This is a genomic window from Streptomyces sp. NPDC107546 (assembly GCF_055639175.1).
In genome coordinates this window covers 75,620-98,236 of record NZ_JBVKBA010000013.1, presented here as the reverse complement: position 1 = coordinate 98,236, position 22,617 = coordinate 75,620, and the positions used below count along the sequence as shown (strand labels likewise).

General features: G+C 69.4%; 15 protein-coding genes. 2 read left to right on the top strand and 13 right to left on the bottom strand.

The window, feature by feature from the left end; genetic code table 11:
• Nucleotides 1–1,032: 1,032 nt before the first annotated feature.
• A complete protein-coding gene (locus tag ACZ7L1_RS20615) occupies nt 1,033–1,728 on the top strand; it encodes a DUF899 domain-containing protein (RefSeq protein WP_471439023.1) in 696 nt (231 codons plus the stop codon).
• A 56-nt stretch (nt 1,729–1,784) separates the two neighbouring features.
• Here the strand turns inward: ACZ7L1_RS20615 and ACZ7L1_RS20610 are convergent, their stop codons facing one another.
• Nucleotides 1,785–3,950, bottom strand: a complete 2,166-nt coding sequence (locus ACZ7L1_RS20610; protein ID WP_471439021.1) for a SpoIIE family protein phosphatase — start codon at nt 3,948–3,950, stop codon at nt 1,785–1,787.
• Between the two features lie 286 nt (nt 3,951–4,236).
• Nucleotides 4,237–5,109, bottom strand: coding sequence for a LysR family transcriptional regulator (locus ACZ7L1_RS20605; protein ID WP_471439019.1), 873 nt, complete (start codon nt 5,107–5,109; stop codon nt 4,237–4,239).
• A gap of 91 nt (nt 5,110–5,200) precedes the next feature.
• Here ACZ7L1_RS20605 and ACZ7L1_RS20600 point away from each other — a divergent pair, with 91 nt between their 5' ends.
• Nucleotides 5,201–6,412, top strand: coding sequence for an MFS transporter (locus tag ACZ7L1_RS20600; RefSeq protein WP_471439017.1), 1,212 nt, complete (start codon nt 5,201–5,203; stop codon nt 6,410–6,412).
• A 353-nt stretch (nt 6,413–6,765) separates the two neighbouring features.
• Here the strand turns inward: ACZ7L1_RS20600 and ACZ7L1_RS20595 are convergent, their stop codons facing one another.
• The 11 genes from ACZ7L1_RS20595 to ACZ7L1_RS20545 form a co-directional block, all read right to left on the bottom strand.
• A complete protein-coding gene (locus ACZ7L1_RS20595) occupies nt 6,766–8,736 on the bottom strand; it encodes a TIGR03960 family B12-binding radical SAM protein (RefSeq protein WP_471439015.1) in 1,971 nt (656 codons plus the stop codon).
• A gap of 154 nt (nt 8,737–8,890) precedes the next feature.
• Nucleotides 8,891–10,390: a CYTH and CHAD domain-containing protein gene (locus ACZ7L1_RS20590; protein ID WP_471439013.1), complete on the bottom strand. Its 1,500-nt coding sequence runs from the start codon at nt 10,388–10,390 to the stop codon at nt 8,891–8,893.
• A gap of 165 nt (nt 10,391–10,555) precedes the next feature.
• Nucleotides 10,556–11,755, bottom strand: a complete 1,200-nt coding sequence (gene rodA / locus ACZ7L1_RS20585) for a rod shape-determining protein RodA (protein ID WP_471439011.1) — start codon at nt 11,753–11,755, stop codon at nt 10,556–10,558.
• Entirely contained in the window at nt 11,752–14,004 is a 2,253-nt protein-coding gene (gene mrdA, locus ACZ7L1_RS20580) for a penicillin-binding protein 2 (protein ID WP_471439009.1), read from the bottom strand. The genes rodA and mrdA overlap by 4 nt, the downstream gene beginning before the upstream one ends.
• A 130-nt stretch (nt 14,005–14,134) precedes the next feature.
• Nucleotides 14,135–14,803: a rod shape-determining protein MreD gene (mreD, locus tag ACZ7L1_RS20575; RefSeq protein ID WP_471439007.1), complete on the bottom strand. Its 669-nt coding sequence runs from the start codon at nt 14,801–14,803 to the stop codon at nt 14,135–14,137.
• Between the two features lie 12 nt (nt 14,804–14,815).
• Nucleotides 14,816–15,754 carry a rod shape-determining protein MreC gene (gene mreC / locus ACZ7L1_RS20570; RefSeq protein ID WP_471439006.1) on the bottom strand — a complete coding sequence of 313 codons (939 nt, stop codon included), beginning with the start codon at nt 15,752–15,754 and terminating at the stop codon, nt 14,816–14,818.
• A gap of 170 nt (nt 15,755–15,924) precedes the next feature.
• Nucleotides 15,925–16,944 (bottom strand): rod shape-determining protein, encoded by a 1,020-nt coding sequence (locus ACZ7L1_RS20565; protein ID WP_103845224.1) that lies wholly within the window; start codon nt 16,942–16,944, stop codon nt 15,925–15,927.
• 342 nt (nt 16,945–17,286) lie between these two features.
• A complete protein-coding gene (gene ndk, locus ACZ7L1_RS20560) occupies nt 17,287–17,700 on the bottom strand; it encodes a nucleoside-diphosphate kinase (protein ID WP_471439004.1) in 414 nt (137 codons plus the stop codon).
• 158 nt (nt 17,701–17,858) lie between these two features.
• On the bottom strand, nt 17,859–18,215 hold the full coding sequence (locus tag ACZ7L1_RS20555; protein ID WP_471439003.1) for a DUF4233 domain-containing protein: 357 nt from the start codon (nt 18,213–18,215) through the stop codon (nt 17,859–17,861).
• 6 nt (nt 18,216–18,221) lie between these two features.
• The gene (gene folC / locus ACZ7L1_RS20550) at nt 18,222–19,730 is read right to left on the bottom strand and encodes a bifunctional tetrahydrofolate synthase/dihydrofolate synthase (protein WP_471439001.1); all 1,509 of its coding nucleotides are present in this window, start codon (nt 19,728–19,730) and stop codon (nt 18,222–18,224) included.
• Nucleotides 19,731–19,955: 225 nt separating this feature from the next.
• On the bottom strand, nt 19,956–22,580 hold the full coding sequence (locus tag ACZ7L1_RS20545; protein WP_471439000.1) for a valine--tRNA ligase: 2,625 nt from the start codon (nt 22,578–22,580) through the stop codon (nt 19,956–19,958).
• Nucleotides 22,581–22,617 lie beyond the last annotated feature (37 nt).

Genomic DNA, 22,617 nt, shown 5'->3' with positions numbered 1-22,617 from the left:
CCTGCGGACCCTGCGCGCCAGTGTCGCCCTGTGATCCTTGTGTGCCCTGTGATCCTTGCGCGCCCTGGGGCCCTTGCGGCCCCAGCGATCCATGGGAGCCGGAGCCGTGCGAGTCGTGCGAGTCATGCCCATGGGGTTCGCGCCCCTGTGACCCACCGGAATCATGCCCCTGGGGCCCGGAGGCGGCACCCCCTGCGCCCTTCGGGCCGATTGCTCCGCTCACGTGGTCGGCATGCGATCTCTCGAGCGCATCGGCCACAACCACCGTTTGGGAGACGAGATTCGAGCCCATGGCAACGGCGCTCGCCAGTGAAAGCAGGCCGGCGGCCTTCAGGCGAGACTTTCGAAGTGATGTCCGCATGTTCGAGAATCTCCTGTACCGCTCCGAGGGAAAGGCCGAGCGAGCTCTGCACAACCGAATAGGCACTCACTCTTCCGCGCGACCAGAACCAATATCGACCGCCGACACCTGCATTCAGTTCCTTTGAAGAGCGGGCACCGAAATGCCACCCGGCCAGCCCGCCGCGCGAATTAAAAAAGCGTGACCGCATAAACGGACAATCGCCCGTCACCCTTCAAGGGACCGCACAGCTTCGCGCCCGCCCATCGCCGTGAACGCGCGGGAAAAACGTATCGCTCGACGAACGGCCCGAGCCGGCCGGTTTCACCCGATCGCACCGGATGAGCGGGCTCGGCGGCGCCGGTACGTGAACGCCGATGTGCACCTGTCCCTGATCGCCCGCACCGAGGCCGTCGCCGACCTGATCCGCCAGGCCGCCACCGCTACCGGTGCTACGCGCCTGGCGCTCGCTCGGCGCGCAGGCCCGCCGGGCGGTGAGCCGGCGGAGATCCACCCAAAGGGGGAAACTCGCGACACCGGCAGCCGTACTCCCCGGCCAACCGGGGCGCCCCGGGGGAACTGGACCAGGTGCGTACAGACGCACGGTTCGGCCGGCGACCGATGAGTTCCGGAGCCCGGTGAGGTCTGCCTCTGGACAAGCGAAAGCTGCGCACGAACTCTGTGAGGGGACCATGACCAGCCACGCACTACCGTCCGTCGTCGACGCGGCGACCTGGGAACGCCGGCTCGAGGCACTGCGTGCCCGGGAGAAGGCCGCGACACGGGAGCTCGACGCCATCGCCGCCGAGCGCCGTCGCCTGCCGATGGTCGAGATGCCCGACTACACCCTCGAAGGCGAGGACGGCCCCGTTCGGCTGGCGGACGTCTTCGAAGGCAAGACGCAACTGATCGTCTACAACCACATGTGGTTCCCCGGCAAAGAATGGCAGTGCCCGGGGTGCACGGGGTTCACCTCGCAGTACACCCGCCTGGAGTTCCTGGACAACTACGACGCGCGATTCGTCATCGTCACCCAGGGCCCGATCAAAAAGGCACTCGCCTACAAGCAGCGGGTCGGCAACCGGATGTCGTGGTATTCGACTGCCAACAGTTCATTCGGGGCCGATGTCGGCGCACCTCCCGAGGGAGGATTCGCGGTCAACGTGTTCCTGCGCGACGGCGACACCGTCTATCGCACCTGGCACACCAACGGTCGGGGTACCGAGCAGCTCAGCCACACCTTCGCGCTGATCGACATCCTGCCGTACGGGCGGCAGGAGGAATGGCAGGACTCACCCGAGAGCTGGCCCCAGTCGCCCACCTACAGCCGGTGGGCGAGGTCCGAGGACATCGCCGCGCTCTACGGCCCGGGCACCGGCAGCGTCTGAACCGATCCCGGCCGATGAGCGGCTGGACGCGGACACAGACGTTCCTGCCCTGACCGTCAGGCGTCCTGCAGGTCCATGCTGCGAGAGGTGACACCGGTGAAGGACTGTTCCGCCCAGATGGTCTTGCTGGTGGCGTCGTACCGGGTTCCCCAGCGCTGGGAGAACTGGGCGACGAGGAAGAGCCCGCGTCCGCCTTCATCGGCGGTGGCGGCCCGGCGGATGTGCGGCGAGGTGCTGGCGGCGTCGCTGACCTCGCAAATCAGGATCCGGTCACGGATGAGCCGCAGCCGGATCGGCGGGGTGCCGTAGCGAATGGCGTTGGTGACCAGTTCACTGACGATGAGTTCGGTGGTGAAGGCCAGATGCTCCAGACCCCACTGGTCGAGCTGCCGTGTCGTGAGCGAGCGGGTGCTGGCGACGGCGGCGGGGTCGCACGGCAGGTCCCATGTGGCGACGTGCGCGGCGTCGAGCGAGCGGGTGCGGGCGAGGAGCAACGCAAGGTCGTCCTCGGCCGCCAGGTGGGGGGCGACCGCGTTGACGACGGCCTGGCCGACCTCGTTCGGCGTACGGCTGCCCTGTGCGATGATCGCGCAGAGCCGCTCGTGCAGTGCCTGATCCGCCATACGAACCGCCGGGAGGCTTCGTCCGTACATCATGAGGGTGCTGCCCTCGGCCAGTTCCATCCTGTGGGGCTCGAAGACAGGGTCGCCCACTCCCAGGGGCTGGTTGGACGGCAGGTCCGCGGAGCGGACGCGGCCGGCCGGGTCGGCGACGACGGGCGGGGGGTGTCCGGCGCTCGCCATGACGCAACGGCGGGAAACTGGGTCGTAGACCGCATACAGGCATGTGGCGCCCACGAGCTTCTCCAGGATGGGTGCGGACCCTGCCGTGTGCTCGCGTTCGACCAGACGCGGCACCATGTCGTCGAGCCGGGCCAGTACCTCGTCAGGGGCGAGGTCGAGCTGTGCGAGGGTGCGTACGGCGGAGCAGATCTGCCCCATGCAGGCGGCGGCCTCGACACCCTTGGCGGGTATGTCGCCGACGGCGAGAGCCACACGGGCGCCGGAGAGCGGGATCACATCGAACCAGCAGCCGCTCACCCCGGCGTGCGCGCGGGCCGGACGGTAGTGGTACGCGACCTCGACGGCGCCCTGGTCCGGAACGCTGCGCGGGAGCATGCTCTGTTGGAGGGTCACAGCGGCGGCGCGCTCGCCGGTGTAGCGGCGGGCGTTGTCCACACAGACAGCGGCGCGGGCGACCAGCTCCTGAACGAAGACCAGGTCGTCGGGCTCGAAGGCCTCCGGGCGGGCCGCCGTGCGGTACAGGTGGGCCACCCCCAGGACGGTGTCCCTGGCACGCAGGGGCACCACGATCAGGGAGTGGGTCCCGTGCTTCAGCATCGCCAGGGTCCTGGGGTCGGGAGAGTTCCGTACCCAGTCGGCGTCGGGGTCGACGACGGGCAGCATTCTGGGCTGCCCGTCGGCGAGCGTCTGGGCATGGGGCGAGTCGGCAGTGAACTCCTGGACCTCTCCGAGTGTCCGGAGCTCCTCCGTGATCCCCGGATGTGAGGCCTTGCGGGCTGCGAGGCACAGCGCGACCCCGCCGACGCCGGTGGGTGGAGCTTCCTCGCCCGCCATGACGCCGACCACGAGGTCGATCGAGGTGAGGTCGGCCAGGCGCGGGACGAGCACGTCGGCAAGCTCCTGGGCCGTGCGCGTGACGTCGAGTGTCGTTCCGATGCGGGCGGTGGCTTCGTCGAGGAGGGCCAGGCGCTCGCGGGCTCGGTGACGGTCGGTGACGTCGATGACCAGGTCGGTGACTCCCAGGCGTCGGCCGTCCGGCCCGGTCAGCGCGAACGATGACGTCATCCAGACGTGGTCCCTGCCCGGATCGGCAGGCGTACGTCCGCGGTGCTCGCTGCCGACGACGGGCAGGCCCGTCTCCAGAACCCTGGCGAGTCGGCTCTCGATCCCGGCGACGTCGAGCGCGGGCAGAACCTCACCGATCCGCCGGCCGAGGAGCTGGACGTTGGGAACGCCGTGGATGCGTTCCAGCGCGGGGTTCGCCCGGACCAGGCGCAGCTGGGTGTCGTACACGGCCACGCCGATCGGTGAGTGGGTGAACAGCGCGTCCAGTACGGCCAGGTCCACTTCGTGCGGCATGAGCCGCTCGGGCGCATCCGCTCTCCAGCGGCGGTCCGGTGTCTCGGCCGGAATGCCCATCCCACTGGTCCCGTCGTGCGGTCTCGACGCCCCTCTACACCCTCAGAGTAGGCAGATGCGGACGGGCCCGGCGCGGCGACAACCTCATCCCCGTTGCCGCCGTCGGCACATCGACGATGCACCCCAGAGCGTCAGCCACGCTTACTGAGCGTGTCCACCGGGAACAGGCGCCGCCTTCTTGACCTTGAGAGCTTCTTGCCGGTCGGGCCGATCTGGATGTGGGTGTCCATCTGGTCACGGCGCTCCTCTATCGCCCCTGACGAGCTGAACGCGCCGGGAACAGTGGTCAATAGGCCGTGAGCAGCTGCTCGAGCAGAGCCGCGGTGGCTTCGCCGGTCGAGGTCCGCGTCACGACGTTGAACTCCCAGTCGATGCGCTCGTTCAGAGGGACGACTGCGATGTCTTCGCTGGGCGGGATCAGCAGTTCGGGAAGCAGCGCGATGCCGAGGCCGTTGGCGACGAAGACCGGGATCGAGCTGGTCTCGGTCGCCTCGATTGCGACGTCGCGCACCACCCCGCGTGCGCCGAGCGCGGCGTCGAGGACGTCCCGGTTGCCGAAACCGACAGGCGCGTCCACGAAGCGCTCATTCGCGAGGTCCTTCAGCGCTAGTCCCGCGCGTGATGCGAGTTCATGGTCGGCCGGGAGGATGACCGCGTAGGGCGTTGTGGCGAGCCGGTGCACGGCAAGGCCTGGCCCCGCGGTGGCCGCTGGGAGCCCGTACAAGCTGAGATCGAGCCGCCCCCGCCGCACGGAGTCGGCGAGCTCCGCCGAGCCGGACGAAGACGCGCGCAGTCGGAGGTCGACGAGCGGGTGTTCGCGGTGAAAGGCGCCGATGACGCGCGGGATCGCGAGGTAGCTCACGCTGGAGAACACCCCGATACGCAGTTCGCCCCGCAGTTCGCCTCGCGGGTCGGCTGCGGTGCGGGCGCGCGCCTCGGCGTCGGCGAGCGCGCGAAGCGCAGGCAGCACCGCCTCTCCAGCGGCGGTGATCCGCACCCCTCGCTGGTCTCGCTCGAAGAGTGCAGTGCCGAGCTCTCGTTCCAGCGCCCGAACCCCGGCGGAGACGGTCGACTGTGCTGCGTAGACGCGTTGCGCGGCACGGGTGAAGCTCAGCTCGTCGGCGACCGCGATCGCGTACTCGATCAGTCGGGTCTCCATCTCTCTGTCTCCCGGCACCATCGGTTACGTCGATAACTGTGACCAAGAGTATGCGTTGGACGCGATGGCATGAGGTGTCGAGCATGGAGGAATGACGACAACTGCTGCTCCGGCCCGGACTCCAGCCACCGAACGACTTCCGCACGGGGCGGGGTTCTGGATCATCGCGCTCGCCTTCAGCACCGAGCTCGCGTTCTGCGCCGTCCCGACGCCCCTCTACGCGATCTACCAGCAGCGTGACGGCTTCCCGACGATCGTCCTCACCGTCATCTTCGCCGCATACGCGGTCGGGGTCATGCTGAGCCTGTATCTCGCGGGCCATGTCTCCGACTGGCTGGGACGCCGACGCGTGATCCTCGGCTCGCTGCTCGTCAACCTGCTGGCCGCGATCCTCTTCCTCGTCTGGAACGACGTCGCCGGCCTCGTCGTCGCCCGCTTCATCAGCGGACTCGGCATCGGCATCCTCACCGCCACGGCGACCGCGCACCTCTCCGAGCTCGGCGCAGCGGCCCACCACGCCAAAGGTCGCGTCGCCCTCGTGTCGACCTTCGCAAACCTCGGCGGCATCGGCCTCGGCCCTCTGATCGGCGGGCTCATCGCGACCTGGTCCACGCGACCGCTCATCGCCCCCTACGTGGCCTTCGCCATCCTCCTGGTCGTCGAAGGGATCCTGGTCGCCTTCGTTCCCGAGACGGTCGAGCGCCGTGAGGAGCGCCCTGCCTACCGGCCGCAGCGCGTCGCAGTGCCGGCGGCGGGGAGGGGCGCGTTCTGGGCGGCCGGAGCGGCGGCGTTCGGCGCGTTCGCAGTGTTCGGCACCTTCATGGGACTGTCCTCGACCTTCCTCGTCGGTCTCCTCGGGCTGCACTCGCACCTGCTCGCCGGCCTGTCGCCATTCGTCGTTTTCATGGCGGCAGCCCTCGCGCAGATCCTCACCGTGCGGCTGGCGATGCGCCCTCAGATCGGGCTCGCCATCGCGCTCGCCGCGCTCGGGCTCGTGAGCATCGGCGTTGCCGCCATCGTCGCCTCGCTTCTGCTCTTCCTCATCGGCGGCGGGGTCGCGGGCGCAGGGATCGGCATCCTGTTCCGAGCCGCCCTCGGCACCGCCGCCGCGGTCGCGGATGCGGAGCGTCGAGGCGAGGCGCTCGCCGGCATCTTCCTCATCGCCTACGCCGGCATGACCATCCCGCCGCTCCTCACAGCCGGCGCGCTCAGGGTCTGGCCCACAGTCACCGTGCTCGTCGGCCTTGTCACCCTCGCCGCGATCCTCGTCGCAATCTCCGGCTCCCGGATGATTCGCCGCTGAAGCCCTGGTGCAGGGAGCCATCCGTACCCGACCCACAGCCCGGTGAACCTTCGCGATCACAGCACCAGCAAGGCGACAACCCAGGGTGGCGGGGGTTCGGACCCACTCCACCGGAGCGGAGCGCAGCCGGGCCTTGACCCAGTAGAGAGAGGTGCAACTCGGCCGGGGCAGAAACCTGGGTAGCCCGACTCCAAGTAGAACGGAGCCCCCTTCCTGACAGGGAAGGGGGCTCGACCGGCACAAGTCACGCACTTAGATCCACTCCACCTCGGAGACGATCTGCGTGGCCTCTCTAGGAATCCTCACTCACCCCCGCCAGCGCCTCAATCATCCGATCGAGTGCCTCGCCCACGTCAGTGCGCGTGACTACTCGAAGCGGGGGCCTGACCTGCGTTCTTGACCGTCAGAGGAAGCAACTTCTTACCGGTCGGGCCGATTTGTATGGCCGTGTCCATCTGCGGACACACCCCGCAGTCGAAGCAAGGCGTCCACCGGCAGTCCTCGACCTCCGTCTCGTCGAGGGCGTCCTGCCAGTCCTCCCAGAGCCAGTCCTTGTCGAGGCCCGAGTCGAGGTGGTCCCAGGGGAGGACCTCCTCGTAGGTGCGCTCGCGGGTGGTGTACCAGTCGACGTCCACGCCGCAGGGGGCCAGCGCCTTCTCCGCGCACGCCATCCAGCGGTCGTAGGAGAAGTGCTCGCGCCAGCCGTCGAAGCGGCCGCCGTCGTCGTACACCGCGCGGATCACCGCGCCGATCCGGCGGTCGCCGCGCGACAGCAGGCCCTCGACGATGCCCGGCTTGCCGTCGTGGTAGCGGAAGCCGATGGATCGGCCGTACTTCTTGTCGCCGCGGATCTTGTCCCTCAGCTTCTCCAGGCGCGTGTCCGTCTCCTCGGCGGAGAGCTGGGGCGCCCACTGGAAGGGGGTGTGGGGCTTGGGGACGAAACCGCCGATCGACACCGTGCAGCGGATGTCGTTGGAGCCCGATACCTCGCGGCCCTTCTGGATCACGCGTGTCGCCATGTCGGCGATCTGGAGGACGTCCTCGTCGGTCTCCGTCGGGAGGCCGCACATGAAGTACAGCTTCACCTGGCGCCAGCCGTTGCCGTAGGCGGTGGCGACCGTGCGGATGAGGTCTTCCTCCGAGACCATCTTGTTGATGACCTTGCGGATGCGTTCCGAGCCGCCCTCCGGGGCGAAGGTCAGGCCCGAGCGGCGGCCGTTGCGGGTGAGCTCGTTCGCCAGGTCGATGTTGAAGGCGTCCACGCGGGTGGAGGGGAGCGAGAGGCCGATCTTGTCGTCCTCGTAGCGGTCCGCCAGACCCTTGGCGATGTCGCCGATCTCCGAGTGGTCCGCCGAGGACAGGGAGAGGAGACCCACCTCTTCGAAGCCCGTCGCCTTCAGGCCCTTGTCGACCATCTCGCCGATGCCCGTGATGGAGCGTTCGCGGACCGGGCGCGTGATCATGCCCGCCTGGCAGAAGCGGCAGCCTCGGGTGCAGCCCCGGAAGATCTCGACCGACATGCGCTCGTGGACCGTCTCCGCCAGCGGGACGAGCGGCTGCTTGGGGTAGGGCCACTCGTCGAGGTCCATGACCGTGTGCTTCGACACGCGCCACGGGACGCCGGAGCGGTTGGGGACCACACGCGCGATACGGCCGTCGGGGAGGTACTCGACGTCGTAGAACGCCGGGACGTACACCCCGCCGGTCTTCGCCAGGCGGAAGAGGAGTTCCTCGCGGCCGCCGGGGCGGCCCTCCTCCTTCCAGGCGCGGATGATCTTGCTGATCTCCAGGACGGCCTGCTCGCCGTCGCCGATCACCGCGCAGTCGATGAAGTCGGCGATCGGCTCGGGGTTGAAGGCCGCGTGGCCGCCCGCCAGGACGATCGGGTCGTCGATGGTCCGGTCCTTGGACTCCAGCGGGATACTGGCGAGGTCCAGGGCCGTCAGCATGTTCGTGTAGCCCAGCTCCGTGGAGAAGCTGATGCCGAACACGTCGAAGGCCTTCACCGGGCGGTGGCTGTCGACGGTGAACTGCGGGACGCCGTGCTCCCGCATCAGCGCCTCCAGGTCCGGCCACACGCTGTAGGTGCGCTCGGCGAGGACGCCCTGCTGCTCGTTCAGGACCTCGTAGAGGATCATGACGCCCTGGTTGGGCAGCCCGACCTCGTAGGCGTCGGGGTACATGAGTGCCCAGCGGACGTCGCACTCGTCCCACGGCTTGACGGTGGAGTTCAGCTCGCCGCCCACGTACTGGATCGGCTTCTGCACGTGCGGCAGCAGAGCTTCGAGCTGCGGGAACACCGATACGGCGGCTTCGGCAGACATCTCGCGACTTTCGTGAGCTGGACGGAACTGTCAGGGGTGACCATCTAGCCTAACGCGGCCGGGACACCTCCTCGGACGCACGCGGGACAGGGCCGGGAGGCGCCCGTCAGCCCGCCCCGCCTCAGCCGGAGCCCCCGGCAGGCCCCCCGTCCGCTCAGACGTCCGCTTCCGCCTCCACCGCCCGCCACAGCTCCGGCAGCGCCGCCTCCGCCGCTGCCGCCCGCTGTTCCTCGCGGCCGTACAGGACGCCGTAGGTGAACGTGTTCTCCCCCGCCGTGTGTGCCTGTGCCGACAGCTCCCGCAGGGCGATCCGGGTCATCACGCTGTCCTGGTGGTCGCCGAGCAGGGTCTGCAGGGACTTCATCGCCGTGGCCAGGGATTCGGCGGGTCCGCCCAGGGCGGGTGCGGCGGCCTCGGCGGCGTACCGGGTGCGCTTGGCCTTCTTGCGGGCCTCGTGGATGGCGAGGTCGCGGTCGGTGCCCGGTGGCTGGTCCAGGGCGCGGCCGATGAGGTCGGCGACCTGCCTGATGTCCTTCCGTACGGCCTTGGCGATCACCTTGGACGGTTTCCCGGCGGCCGCCTTCAGCAGGGGCGGGTCGGTGGTCAGGGTGTCCAGCGCGTCCAGCAGCCGCAGGTAGCGCTCGCTGTCCAGGACTCCGATCAGCCTGCGCCGGGAGCCGCCGCGCCCCGCGCGGGACCAGGTGCGCAACCGGCCGCGGACCGGGCCGACGACCAGGTGGCGGGGCAGTGCGGTGACGGCGGCCGTCAGGCGTTCGGTCAGCACCTCCTGGTCGCGGTCCACGCCCAGCTCGCCGGCCAGCCACTTCAGCTCGTCGGCGATCGGGGCGGTGACGGCGGGGTCGAGGACCTTGGCGTAGGAACGGAGGGTGCTGCGCAGTCGGCGGGTGGCCACGCGCAGGGCGTGCACGGAGTCGAAGACGTCCTGGCGTACCGCGGGGTCGAGGGCGACGATCGCGTCCCGTTGGGCGCGGACGTAGGCGAGGACGTGGTCGCCCGCGGTGGCCGGTGGGAGCTGCTCACCGGTCGCGGTGCGTCCGCCGGTCTCCTGCAGTGCCCTGGCGAGCTTGGAGTGGGACGGTGAGCGGTGCACTCCGGCCTTGCGGAGTCTCTTCTCGACCTTGTCGAGGAAGCGGGGGTCGCCGTCGTCCGCGAGTTCGACCTCGATCTCGGTCCAGGCGGCGGTGCCGGTGCCGCCGCCGATCCGCTCGGCGCGGACGTGGTCGAGGCTGACCTCGGCGAGCAGGGCGCCGTCGGCGTCGACGAGGTGGCGGACGTGGCGGGCGGAGCGCAGGCGTACGAGGGGGATCAGGGGGGTGTCGCGGACGCGGGAGCGGACGAGGGCGGACAGGGAGCGGGGGACGGTGTCGGAGAGCGGGGCGCGGATCTCGTCGCGGACGCCGTCGGCGACCGGCAGTTTGAGGTGCCAGCCGGCGTCGTCGCCTCCGGTGCGGCGGCGCAGGGTCAGACGGGCGCGGGCCAGGCGTTCGTCGGCCGTGTCGTAGTAGGTGGCGTCGAGTTCGGTGACGCCCTTGTCGATGACGCCGAAGACGCCCGCGACGCCGGTCAGGTCGGGCAGGTGATCGTCGGCTGCGGCCTCGTACTTGCGCTCGATCTCGCGCTTGGTGTCCGCCATGACCCGAATCTAGTGGGAATCGGTGCGGGATGGCAGGGGTGCCCCTGAGCCCGTCCGGCGGTTGAGGACGAGACCGTTCAGGCCGATGGGGGTCTGGGGGCGGAGCCCTCAGCGACGGCCGCCCCCACCGGCCCGCACCGGGCAACCGGCCCGACCGCCGGAGGCCTACGCCGACATCGGCCGCTCCACCCGGATCGACTGCAGCAGTCCCACCGCTATCCAGACGGCGAACATCGAGGAGCCTCCGTAGGACACGAACGGCAGTGGCAGGCCCGCGACCGGCATGATGCCGAGGGTCATGCCGATGTTCTCGAAGGACTGGAAGACGAACCAGGCGATGATGCCGGCGGCGACGATCGTGCCGTAGAGCTCGGTCGTCTCGCGGGCGATCCGGCAGGCCCGCCACAGGACGACGCCGAGCAGGACGAGGATCAGGCCGGCGCCGAGGAAGCCCAGCTCCTCTCCCGCGACCGTGAAGACGAAGTCGGTCTGCTGTTCGGGCACGAACTGGCCGGTGGTCTGGGAGCCGTGGAACAGTCCCGCGCCGGTCAGTCCGCCGGAGCCGATCGCGATGCGTGCCTGGTTGGTGTTGTAGCCGACGCCCGCGGGGTCGAGGTCCGGGTTGGCGAAGGCGGCGAAGCGGTTGATCTGGTACTCGTCCAGGATGTGCAGCTGCCAGACGGCGATCGCGCCGACGGCGCCTGCGGTGAGCAGGCCGAAGATCCAGCGGTTGGAGGCGCCGGAGGCGAGCAGCACGCCCAGCACGACGACCGCCATGACCATCGTCGAGCCGAGGTCCGGCATGAGCATGACGATCATCATGGGGACGGCGGCCAGGCCCAGGGACTGCGCCACGGTCCGGTGGTCGGGGTAGGGCTTGTCGCCCGCGTCGACCCGGGCCGCGAGCAGCATCGCCATGCCCAGGATGATCGTGATCTTCACGAACTCCGAGGGCTGGAGAGAGAAGCCGCCGCCGAAGACGATCCAGTTGCGGTTGCCGTTGATGGTGGCGCCGAGCGGGGTGAGCACCAGCAGCACCATGAACAGCGAGATGCCGTACAGGATCGGCACGGCGGTGCGCAGGGTGCGGTGGCCGAGCCAGATCGTGCCGATCATCAGGGCGATCCCGATGCCGGTGTTCATCAGGTGCCGGATCAGGAAGTAGTAGGGGTCGCCCTGGTTGATCTCGGTGCGGTTGCGGGTGGCCGAGTAGACGAGGGCCGTGCCGATCAGGGACAGGGTCAGGGCCGACAGCAGTATCGGCCAGTCGAGGCGGCGGGCCAGGCCGTCGCGGGCGAAGATCCGCGTCCAGCCGGCCCGCTCGGGCCCGTACCCGGAGACGGAGAAGTTGTTCGCTCCGGTCACGTGAGGATCCTCCGCCTCTTCTTCGGGCGGCCCGTGCGCCGTCGGGTGTCGCGGTTGCTCGCGGTCGGCGACGGCGCGGTGGCCGGCGGGTTGTCGGTGGGCGCCGTCTGCCCGGGCGAGGGGCTCGCCTGGTTGGCGTTCGGGTCGTACTTCTCGATCTTCGGGGCGACGATCGAGCCGTCGGGCTGGATCTTGGGCAGGCCCTGCTGCGGGGTGTACAGCAGCGCCTTCTTCTTGTCGATCGAGCCGTCGGACTGGACGCCGTACAACGCGTTGTAGATGTTGTGGACGGCCTCACCGGAGGCGCCGGAACCGGTACCGGCCTGGGAGATCGTCATCACGACCGCGTAGTCATTGGAGAACGTGGCCAGCCACGACGTGGTCTGCTTGCCGTAGACCTCGGCGGTACCGGTCTTGGCGTGCAGCGGGATCTTGTCCTGCGGCCAGCCGCCGAACTTCCAGGCGGCGGTACCGCGGGTGACGACGCCGGCGAGGGCCTCCTCCATGACGTCGCGCGTCTTGGCGTCGATCGGCAGCCTGCCGTGCGACTTGGGCTTGATCTCGGTGACCTTCTTGCCGTCGGGGCTGACGATCGCCTTGCCGATGGTCGGGTCCCACAGGGTGCCGCCGTTGGAGATCGCCGAGTACATGACGGCCTCCTGGATCGGGGTCAGGAGGGTGTCGCCCTGGCCGATCGAGTAGTTGATCTCGTCACCCTCGCGCATCTTGTTGCCCTCGAGGCAGTTCTCGTACGCGATCTTCTCGACGTAACTGCCGTCCTTCTTGCCGGTCTTGCACCAGGCGTCCTTGTTGGCCTCCCAGTACTTCTGCTTCCACTGGCGGTCCGGAACTCGGCCCGACACCTCGTTGGGCAGGTCGATGCCGGTGGGCTTGCCGAGGCCGAACTGATGGGCGGTCTTGAAGAACCAGTCCTTGGGTTGGCCCTTCTTGGGGTTGATACCGCCGTCCTTCTTCCACTCGTTGTCCGCAAGGCCGTAGAAGACGGTGTCGCAGGAGACCTCGAGGGCGCGGCCGAGCGAGATCGGGCCGAAGTTCTCCCCCTCGAAGTTCTTGAAGACCTGGCCGCCGACCGAGTAGGAGCTGGTGCACGGGTAGTGGCCGTCGAAGTCGTAGCCGGCCTGGATCGCGGCGGCCGTGGAGATCACCTTGAAGGTGGAGCCGGGCGCGGACTGGCCCTGGATGGCCCGGTTGAGCAGCGGGTAGTCGGAGTCCTTGCCGGTGAGCTGCTTGTAGTCCTTGGCGGAGATCCCGCCGACCCACACGTTCGGGTCGTACGTCGGGGCGGACGCCATGGCGACGACGCGGCCGGTCTTGGCCTCCATCACGACGACGGCGCCGGAGTCGGCCTTGTAGTTCTCCCCGGTGTTCTTGTCGAACTGGGTGCGGGCGACCTTCATCGCCCGGTCCAGCTCGTACTCGGCGACCCGCTGCACCCGGGCGTCGATGCTCGTGACCAGTTTGGAGCCGGGTTCGGCGGCGTCCGACTTGGCCTTGCCGATGACCCGGCCGAGGTTGTCGACCTCGTAGCGGGTGACGCCGGCCTTGCCGCGCAGCGCCGCGTCGTACTGGCGCTCGAGGCCGGAGCGGCCGACCATGTCGGAGCGCAGATACGGGGAATCGGTGTTCTTCGCCTGCTGGATCTCCTGGTCCGTGACGGGCGAGAGGTAGCCGAGCACCTGGGCGGTGTTCACGTCGCCGGGGCTCGGGTAGCGGCGCACGGCCTCCGGCTCGGCGGTGATGCCAGGGAAGTCCTCGGAGCGCTCGCGGATCTGCAGGGCCTGCCGGGGCGTGGCCTCGTCGGTGATGGGGATGGGCTGGTACGGGGAGCCGTTCCAGCAGGGCTGGGGCGTCTTGGCGTCGCACAGCCGGACCTTGTCCATCACGTCCTGGGGCTTCATGCCCAGCACGCCGGCCAGCTTGGCCAGGACCGTCTTGCCCCTGTCCTTCATCTTCAGCAGGTCGGTGCGGGAGGCGGAGACGACGAGCTTGGTCTCGTTGTCGGCGAGCGGGACTCCGCGCGCGTCCAGGATGTCGCCGCGTACGGCCGGCTGGACGACCTGCTGGACGTGGTTGCCGGACGCCTCCTTCTGGTACTGGGCGCCCTCGCGGATCTGCAGGTACCACAGGCGGCTGCCGAGGGTGCCGAGGAGGGAGAGGACGAGGATCTGGATGACGACGAGCCGGATCTGGACGCGTGGAGTGCGCCCGGTCTCGGGGATGTTAGTCATGGGCGCAGCCCATTCCGTTGAGGGTGGTGGTGGTCAGACGGGTGGGCGTCGGTCACTGCTGCCGCCCCCTCTCAGCGCACGTACACGTCATACGAGTACACGGTCGACCTGTGCGGCCCAGGTCCTGTCCTCACAGCCGCTTGACCCCCTTGATGCGTCCCGCGCGGGCCACCCGGGCCTTTGCGGCTCTGATCCTCAGGCCGCTGCGCTGGCTGCCGATGCGCAGGCCGGTGCCGGAGGACAGCCAGCCGGAGGAGACGTCGGCCGCCTTGGCGGAGTTGGTCTCGGCGAGCGGGTCGTTGTCGGCGCGGCGGGCCAGGGCCATGAGCCCGGGGACCACGAAAGGCGCGAGCAGCAGGTCGTACAGCGCGGCGGTGAACAGCAGGCTCGGCAGGCCCACATGGCGGGCGGCGGTGTCACCGACGAGGGCGCCCACGCCCGCGTACAGCAGGGTGGAGCCGATGGCGGCGGCGACCACCACGACCATGGGGCCGCTGGCGGACTTCAGGCGGCCGTTCTCCGGCTTGGCGAGTCCGGCCAGGTAGCCGATGACGCACAGCACGAGTGCGTAGCGGCCGGCGGCGTGGTCGGCGGGCGGGGCCAGGTCGGAGAGCAGGCCCGCGCCGAAGCCGACGAGGCAGCCGCCGACGTGGCCGTAGACCAGGGCGAGGCCGACGACGGTCAGCAGCACCAGGTCCGGGACGGCGCCGGGCAGGTGCAGACGGGCGAGAACGCTCACCTGGATCACCAGGGCGACGAGGACCAGGGGGGTGGCGAGCAGCATCCGGTTGAGGCGCATCAGGTTCGGCTCCTAGGGCGTCTGCTGCCCGCCGTCGGCGGAGGCCGAGGGGGTGACGGTGACGGTCACGGTCGGCGTGGGCGTCGGCTGGGGCTTCGGTGGCAGGACGGTGTCGCGCGGGTCCTTCTTCGGCGCCTGGACGACGACGCCGACGACATCGAGCTTGGTGAAGGACACGAACGGGGTCACGTAGATCGTGCGGGTCAGGTCACCGCCGGAGGGGTCGACCCGGGAGACCACGCCGACCGGGACGCCCGGCACGAACGGCTTGTCGGCCTCGGAGCCGAAGGTAACCAGGCGGTCGCCCTTCTTCACGTCCGCCTTGGCGTTGAGGAGCTGCACGCGCAGCGGACGGTCGCCCTGCCCGGAGGCGAAACCGAGTTCGTCGCTGCCCTCCATTCTGGTGCCGACGGTGAAGTCGGGGTCGTTGGCCAGCAGCACCGTCGAGGTGTCGGGGCCGACGGTGGTGACACGGCCGACCAGCCCGTCGCCGTTGAGGACGGTCATGTCCCGCTTGATGCCGTCGTTCGCGCCCACGTCGATGGTGACGGTCCAGGAGAAGCCCTGGGCCGCTCCTATCCCGATGACCTCCGCGCCCTTGATGCCGTACTGGCCCTCGCCCGCCACCCGGATCATCTTGTCGAGCTGCTTGAGTCGGCTGCGGTTGCGGTCGTCGCTGCCCAGCTTCGCCTTCAAGGCCGCGTTGTCGCGCTCCAGTTGGGCGATGCGGTCGTGCCGGCTGCCGGAGTCGCGTACGGCCGCGATCGCGTTGCCGACGGGGTCGACGGCGGACGACACCCCGTTCTCGATCGGGCCGAAGACCGTGGCGGCGGCCTGGCGGGCACCTTCGACCGGTGAGTCCTCGCCACCGCGGATGTCCACCGTGATCAGAGCGAACGCGATGGCGATCAGCAGCACCAGGAGCAGCCGGCTCTCTCGTGTGTCCCTCACGTGCGGCGGCCGTGCCTTCCTCGTCGGATGGGAGGTTGGGGATGGGAGGTTGGGGATGGGCGGTTCGGTATGGGAGGTTCCGTTACTGACGATTAGGGGCTTATGCCTCTATATCAACGATCCGCCGCACGAGCACAGATGGTCTCGTACGGCGGAGTCGGCGCGTCGCGTCATCTGCGGGGCTGGGCGTCCAGCACCTGCTGGAGCGCCTCGAACTCCTCGACGCACTTGCCGGAGCCGAGCGCCACGCTGTCCAGCGGGTCCTCGGCGATGTGGATCGGCATGCCGGTCTCCCGGCGCAGCCGCTCGTCGAGGCCGCGCAGCAGGGCGCCTCCACCGGTCAGGACGATCCCGCGGTCCATGACGTCGCCGGACAGCTCCGGCGGGCACTTGTCGAGGGTCGTCTTGACCGCGTCCACGATCGCGTTGACCGGTTCCTCGATGGCCTTGCGGACCTCGGCCGCGGAGATGACGACGGTCTTGGGCAGCCCGGACACCAGGTCCCGGCCGCGGATTTCGGTGTGCTCGTCAGTGTCGAGGTCGTACGCCGAACCGATCGTGATCTTGATCTGCTCGGCCGTCCGCTCACCGAGGAGGAGCGAGTACTCCTTCTTGACGTACTGGATGATCGCGTTGTCCAGTTCGTCGCCGGCGACGCGGATGGACTGGGCGGTGACGATGCCGCCGAGCGAGATGACCGCGACCTCCGTGGTGCCGCCGCCGATGTCGACCACCATGTTGCCCGTGGCCTCGTGGACCGGCAGGCCGGAGCCGATGGCGGCGGCCATGGGCTCCTCGATGATGTGCACCTGGCGGGCGCCGGCCTGGGAGGACGCCTCGATGACGGCCCGGCGCTCAACGCCCGTGATGCCCGACGGCACACACACGACGACCCGCGGACGAGCCAGATACCGCCGCTTGTGGATCTTCAGGATGAAGTAGCGGAGCATCCGCTCGGTGATCTCGAAATCGGCGATCACGCCGTCCTTCAGCGGGCGCACGGCCACGATGTTGCCCGGCGTCCGGCCGATCATCTTCTTCGCTTCCGCGCCGACCGCGAGGATGCCACCGGTGTTGGTGTTGATCGCGACGACGGACGGCTCGTTGAGTACGATCCCGCGACCCCTGACGTACACCAGCGTGTTGGCGGTCCCGAGGTCGACAGCCATGTCACGGCCGATGAACGACATTGAGTTCCCCATCAGGATTCGTCTGGCCTCCCCAAGTGGAGCGTTGGACAGCTTTCGTCGGGGCGGCGAAGTGGGTGCTGTGACGTGAAGGCTTACATCGTAGTCTCGCCTGCACGAAACACTGCGCGAGGGTCTCCGCCATTGTCAGCAGATGACGCGTCGCCTCGCTCCTGGAGACGGGCGTTCGGGGGTAGCCGTTCCCCCGAACGCGCCGCATATGCCAAGGGTCGAAGGGGTTTCCGGGACCGGGAATCCCGGTAAGGCCGTTACGGCATCCGGGTGACGTGACAAACCCTCAGAAATCATCCACAAGACGGCTTCGGAAGTTCATCATTCTTGGGCTCAGAAGCGCCCGGGAAAGAAGATCTTCAGCTCGCGCTCGGCGGACTCCTCGGAGTCGGAGGCGTGGATGAGGTTCTCGCGGACGATCACACCGAAGTCGCCGCGGATGGAGCCCGGAGCGGCGGCGAGGGGGTCGGTGGCGCCGGCGAGCGCGCGCACGCCCTCGATGACCCGTTCGCCCTCGACGACGAGCGCGACGACCGGCCCGGATGCCATGAACTCCACCAGCGGCTCGTAGAACGGCTTGCCCTTGTGCTCGCCGTAGTGCTGCTCCAGCGTGTCCTGGTCCAGGGTGCGCATGTCCAGCGCGCTGATGGTCCAGCCGGCCTTGCGCTCGATACGGCCGATGATCTCGCCGATCAGCCCGCGACGAACGGCGTCGGGCTTGAGGAGGACGAGGGTGCGCGAGGTCACGAGAGGGCTCCTTTACCAAGGTTTTCGGTGCGTAGAGGTTACAGGGCAGGTGTGGGTGGACGTTACGCAGCGTCAGGTGCCCTCTGGCGCGGTGGCCGACCGGGGGGCTGCGCCCCCGGACCCCCGCTTCGGCCTGAACGGCCTCGTCCTCGAACTCCTCAAGCGCCGGACGGGCTGTTCCGGCTGCCCTCGGCCGAGAAGCGGGCCTTCGCCTCGTCGATCTTCCGCCCGTAGTGGACCGACGCCCACCACAGGGCGGCGAAGACCGCGCCCATGAAGAACATCGCCGGGACGAAGAACCCGGAGGCGATCAGCGCGATCTGCAGCGCCCAGCCCAGCTGGACCCCGCCCGGCCGGGTGATCACGCCGCACAGCAGGATGCTCAGCACCATGGCGATCCCGCAGACCGTCCACACCGTGCCCGTGGACAGGCCCGGGTCCTTCATGGCGACCAGCCCGGCGAAACCGATGACGAAGAACTCGCCGATCAGGGTCGAAGCACACAGCGTACGCACGAGAGGTCAGCCCTTCCCCAGCAGCAGGCGGGCCTCGCCGACGGTGATGACGGAACCGGTGACGAGCACGCCGGCGCCCGCGTACTCCCCCTCCTCCTCGGCCAGTGTGATCGCGGCCTCCAGCGCGTCCGGCAGCCTCGGCTCGACCTGGACGCGCTCCTCACCGAAGACCTCCACGGCGATCGCGGCCAGCTCGTCCGCGTCCATCGCGCGGTGGCTGGAGTTCTGGGCGACCACGACCTCGGCGAAGATCGGCTCGAAGGCCTCGAGCAGCCCCCGTACGTTCTTGTCGCCGCTCGCCCCCACGACCCCGATCAGCCGGCTGAAGTCGAACGCCTCGCTCACCGCCTCCGCGGTGGCCCGGGCGCCCGCCGGGTTGTGGGCGGCGTCCAGGACGACCGTCGGGGAGCGCCGTACGACCTCCAGGCGGCCCGGGGACGACACCGCCGCGAAGGCCTTGCGGATCGTGTCGATCTCCAGCGGCTCGGGGCGCTGGGAGCCGACGCCGAAGAACGCCTCGACCGCGGCGAGCGCCACGGCGGCGTTGTGGGCCTGGTAGGGGCCGTGCAGCGGCAGGTACACCTCGTCGTACTCGCCACCGAGGCCGCGCAGCGTGAGGAGCTGCCCGCCGACCGCGACCTGCCGCGACACGACTCCGAACTCCAGCCCCTCACGAGCCACGGTCGCGTCCACCTCCACGGCCTTCTTCAGCAGCACCTGGGCCGCGTCGACCGGCTGCTGGGCGAGGATGACGGTGGAGCCGGCCTTGATGATCCCGGCCTTCTCCCCGGCGATCTCGCCGGGCGTGGAGCCGAGCCGGTCGGTGTGGTCCAGGTCGATGGGGGTGACGACGGCGACGTCCCCGTCGATCACGTTGGTGGCGTCCCAGCTGCCGCCCATGCCGACCTCGACGACCGCGACGTCCACGGGCGCGTCCGCGAAGGCGGCGTACGCCATGCCGGTGAGCACCTCGAAGAAGGACAGCCGGTACTCCTGCGAGGCGTCGACCATCTCGATGTACGGCTTGATGTCCTGGTACGTCTCCACGAACCGCTCGGCGGAGATCGGGGCGCCGTCCAGGCTGATGCGCTCGGTGATCGACTGGACGTGCGGGCTCGTGTACCGGCCGGTGCGCAGCTCGAAGGCGCCGAGAAGGGCCTCGATCATGCGTGCGGTGGAGGTCTTGCCGTTGGTGCCCGTGATGTGGATGGAGGGGTACGAGCGCTGTGGCTCCCCCAGGACGTCCATCAGCGCGGAGATACGGCTGACGGACGGCTCCAGCTTGGTCTCGCCCCAGCGGGTCGCCAGCTCGGCCTCGACCTCGCGCAGGGCCTTGTCGACCTCGGGGTCCTCGGGTCGCGTGGGCACATCGGCCTGCGGCGGGCCGCCCTGGGTGCGCAGGGTACGGCTGCCGGCCTCGATCATCGCGAGATCGGGGTCGCGGTCGGTCTCGGCCTCGACGATCTGCTCGAAGGGATCGCTCTCGTTGGGGTCGCGCGGGGGCAGGTCACTCACGGGGCCAGTCTACGTACAGGGAGCGGCGGGCAGTCGTGCCGCTGGGGCGATGGGGGTCCCCCTGCTCGAGCGAAGCCGAGAGCTTGGGGGAGGGTGGGCGCTGGGGGTACCCCCTGCTGAAGGGCTTGGGGGAGGCACCACGTCAGCGCCGGGTTGCGCGACCTGCCCCCGGGCAAGCGAAGCCCCCGGAACCGCAGCAGCTCCGGGGGCTTCGGGAACGTACACCTACGCCTGCGGCAACCGCTCCAGCTGGGCCTGGATCCGCGCGATGTCCTCCTCGGCCTTGGCCAGCCGCGTACGGATCTTCTCCACCACCGGCTCCGGCGCCTTGGCCAGGAACGCCTCGTTCCCCAGCTTCGCCGTGGCCTGGGCCTTCTCCTTCTCGGCGGCGGCGAGGTCCTTGGCGAGACGCTTCCGCTCGGCGGCCACATCGATCGTGCCGGACAGGTCCAGCGCCACCGTGGACCCCGCCACCGGCAGGGTCGCCGTGGCCGTGAAGCCCTCACCCTCCGGCTGCAGGCGCAGCAGCTGCCGGATGGCGGCCTCGTGCGGGGCCAGCGCCGTGCCGTCCAGGGTCAGGCGGGCCGGGACCCGCTGGCCCGGCTGGAGGCCCTGGTCGGCGCGGAAGCGGCGGACCTCGGTGATCACCGACTGGAGGGTCTCGATCTCCTTCTCGGCCGTCTGGTCCCGGAAGCCACTGTCCTTGGGCCAGTCCGCGATGACGACCGACTCACCGCCCGTGAGGGTGGTCCACAGCGTCTCGGTGACGAACGGCACGATCGGGTGCAGCAGCTTCAGCGTGACGTCCAGGACCTCGCCGAGGACCCGCTTGCTGACCTCGGCCGCCTCGCCGCCCGCTTGGAAGGTGGTCTTGGACAGCTCCACGTACCAGTCGAAGACCTCGTCCCACGCGAAGTGGAAGAGGGCGTCGCTGACCTTGGCGAACTGGTAGTCGTCGTAGAAGGCGTCGACTTCGGCGACGACCGAGTTGAGTCGGGACAGGATCCAGCGGTCGGTGGCCGACATCCGCTCGGGCGAGGGCAGCGGGCCCTCGAGGGTCGCCCCGTTCATCAGCGCGAAGCGGGTCGCGTTCCAGATCTTGTTGCAGAAGTTGCGCGAGCCCTGGACCCAGTCCTCGCCGATCGGCACGTCCGCGCCCGGGTTGGCGCCACGGGCGAGGGTGAAGCGGACCGCGTCCGAGCCGTACCGGTCCATCCACACCAGCGGGTCGACCGCGTTCGGGTTGGACTTCGACATCTTCTTGCCGAACTCGTCGCGGACCAGCCCGGTCAGCGCGATGGTGTGGAACGGGATCTCGCCGTCCATCGCGTACAGGCCGAACATCATCATCCGGGCGACCCAGAAGAAGATGATGTCGTGCCCGGTGAGCAGCACGTCGGTCGGGTAGAACTTCGCCAGGTCGGCGGTCTCCTCCGGCCAGCCGAGCGTGGAGAACGGCCACAGGCCGGAGGAGAACCACGTGTCCAGGACGTCCGAATCCTGCGTCCAGCCCTCACCGGAGGGCGGCTGCTCGTCCGGACCGACGCAGACGGTCTCGCCGTCGGGGCCGTACCAGATGGGGATGCGGTGGCCCCACCAGAGCTGGCGCGAGATGCACCAGTCGTGCATGTTGTCGACCCAGTCGAAGTACCGCTTCGACATATCGGCCGGGTGGATCGTCACCCGGCCTTCGCGCACTGCGTCACCCGCGGCCTTCGCCAACGGGGCGACCTTGACCCACCACTGCATCGACAGCCGGGGCTCGACGATGGTGTGGCAGCGCGAGCAGTGGCCGACGGAGTGGACGTACGGGCGCTTCTCGGCGACGATCCGGCCCTGCTCGCGCAGGGTGCCGACGACGGCGCTGCGCGCCTCCAGCCGGTCCAGGCCCTGGAACGGGCCGTGCGCGGTGATCACGCCGTGGTCGTCCATGACCGTCAGCGACGGCAGGCCGTGCCGCTGGCCGATCTCGAAGTCGTTCGGGTCGTGGGCCGGGGTGACCTTGACGGCGCCGGTACCGAACTCGGGATCGACGTGCTCGTCCGCGACGATCGGGATGCGGCGGCCGGTGAGCGGCAGCTCGATCTCGGTGCCGACCAGGTGCCGGTACCGCTCGTCGTCGGGGTGGACGGCGACGGCCGTGTCACCGAGCATCGTCTCGGCGCGGGTGGTGGCCACGACGATCGCGTTCTCCCCGTCGCCGTAGCGGATGGAGACCAGCTCGCCGTCGCGCTCCTGGTACTCGACCTCGATGTCGGAGATCGCGGTCAGGCAGCGCGGGCACCAGTTGATGATCCGCTCGGCGCGGTAGATCAGCCCGTCGTCGTAGAGCCGCTTGAAGATCGTCTGGACGGCGCGCGAGAGGCCCTCGTCCATGGTGAAGCGCTCACGTGACCAGTCGACGCCGTCACCGAGGCGGCGCATCTGGCCGAGGATCCTGCCGCCGTACTCCTCCTTCCACTGCCACACGCGCTCGACGAACGCCTCACGTCCCAGGTCGTAGCGGGACTTGCCCTCACCGGCGAGCTGCTGCTCGACCTTGTTCTGGGTGGCGATGCCGGCGTGGTCCATGCCCGGCAGCCACAGCGTCTCGTAGCCCTGCATCCGCTTGCGGCGGGTGAGGGCGTCCATGAGCGTGTGCTGGAAGGCGTGCCCCAGGTGCAGGCTGCCGGTGACGTTCGGCGGCGGGATGACGATGGTGTACGGAGGCTTCTCGCTCTTCGCGTCGGCCTCGAAGTAGCCCCGCTCTACCCAGCGCTCGTACAGCGGCCCCTCTACATCGGCCGGCGCGTACTGGGTCGGCAGTTCGGTGTGGGGCGCTGATGGCTGCTGCTGAGCGTTCTCGGTCACGGGGGTCAGTTTAGAGGTGTCACGGCCCCGTCCCGAA

Bases quoted from the DNA above. Each gene is read 5' to 3' on its own strand.
- ACZ7L1_RS20615 (WP_471439023.1), top strand. From the start codon at position 1,033: ATGACCAGCCACGCACTACCGTCCGTCGTCGACGCGGCGACCTGGGAA.
- ACZ7L1_RS20610 (WP_471439021.1), bottom strand. From the start codon at position 3,950: ATGGGCATTCCGGCCGAGACACCGGACCGCCGCTGGAGAGCGGATGCG.
- ACZ7L1_RS20605 (WP_471439019.1), bottom strand. From the start codon at position 5,109: ATGGAGACCCGACTGATCGAGTACGCGATCGCGGTCGCCGACGAGCTG.
- ACZ7L1_RS20600 (WP_471439017.1), top strand. From the start codon at position 5,201: ATGACGACAACTGCTGCTCCGGCCCGGACTCCAGCCACCGAACGACTT.
- ACZ7L1_RS20595 (WP_471439015.1), bottom strand. From the start codon at position 8,736: ATGTCTGCCGAAGCCGCCGTATCGGTGTTCCCGCAGCTCGAAGCTCTG.
- ACZ7L1_RS20590 (WP_471439013.1), bottom strand. From the start codon at position 10,390: ATGGCGGACACCAAGCGCGAGATCGAGCGCAAGTACGAGGCCGCAGCC.
- mrdA (WP_471439009.1), bottom strand. From the start codon at position 14,004: ATGACTAACATCCCCGAGACCGGGCGCACTCCACGCGTCCAGATCCGG.
- mreD (WP_471439007.1), bottom strand. From the start codon at position 14,803: ATGCGCCTCAACCGGATGCTGCTCGCCACCCCCCTGGTCCTCGTCGCC.
- ACZ7L1_RS20565 (WP_103845224.1), bottom strand. From the start codon at position 16,944: ATGTCGTTCATCGGCCGTGACATGGCTGTCGACCTCGGGACCGCCAAC.